1 pseudogene is annotated in these 924 nt (G+C 64.0%); it reads left to right on the top strand.

The window, feature by feature from the left end:
• Positions 1 to 28: 28 nt before the first annotated feature.
• A pseudogene (locus EPD82_RS12235) lies at positions 29 to 924 on the top strand (IS5 family transposase); the annotation flags it as partial.

Raw genomic sequence — 924 nt, 5'->3', positions numbered from 1 at the left:
CTGTCCTGATTCGAGAGGAGCCCGAACCATGACGCGCCGCACTGCGATCCAGCCCGACCTCTTTGCCGCAGAAGAACATCGCGCCAAGCTCGAGCGGCTCGGCGATCCTCACCAGGAAATGGAGGCGGTAATCGACTTCGCGGCGTTGGCCGCGGCAGTGGAGAGAATCGCTCCGCTCAAGGATCAACCCAAAGGCGGACGGCCGCCCTATCCGATCGAGACGATGGTGCGCATCGTGGTACTGAAGCGCCTCTACGGGCTATCGGACGAGCAGATGGAGTTCCAGCTCCTCGATCGGATGAGCTTCAAGCGCTTCTGTGGGCTGGAGCACTCGCGCACGGTTCCGGATCGCACCACGATCTGGCTGTTCGAGAACCGCATCGGAGCTGCAGGGGCGCAAGCCCTGTTCGAGGCGGTGAAGCGCCAAATCGAACGCAAGGGCTATATCGCCCGGGGTGGGCAGATCGTGGATGCGACGCCGGTAGCGCGCTCCCCGTCAGCACTTCACTCGGGAAGAGCAGGAGATCGTGGAACAACGTGCCATGCCCATCGGCTGGAGTCCGGCCAAACGCCGTCAAAAAGACCTGGATGCCACCTGGACCAAGAAACACGGCAAGAGCTACTACGGCTACAAACTCTCGGTCTGTGTCGATCGCAAGCACAAGCTCATCCGGCGCCTGAAGACCGACACGGCCAGCACCCACGACAGCCAGCACTTCGAGGCCCTGCTCGACTCGGGCAACACGTGCCGCGACGTCTACGCCGACCGGGGCTACGCGAGCAAGCAGCGGGAAGAAGCGCTCCAGGCCAAAGGCTACCGGCCGCAGATCCAGCGCAAGGCCAAGCCCCACCGGCCACTGCCCAAGCGGCAGAAAGCGCGCAACACGCGCATTGCCCGCGTGCGTGCGCGGGTCGAGCACGTGT

This window comes from Tepidiphilus succinatimandens, assembly GCF_006503695.1.
GTDB lineage: Bacteria > Pseudomonadota > Gammaproteobacteria > Burkholderiales > Rhodocyclaceae > Tepidiphilus > Tepidiphilus succinatimandens.
This window is presented reverse-complemented; position numbering and strand designations above follow the sequence as displayed.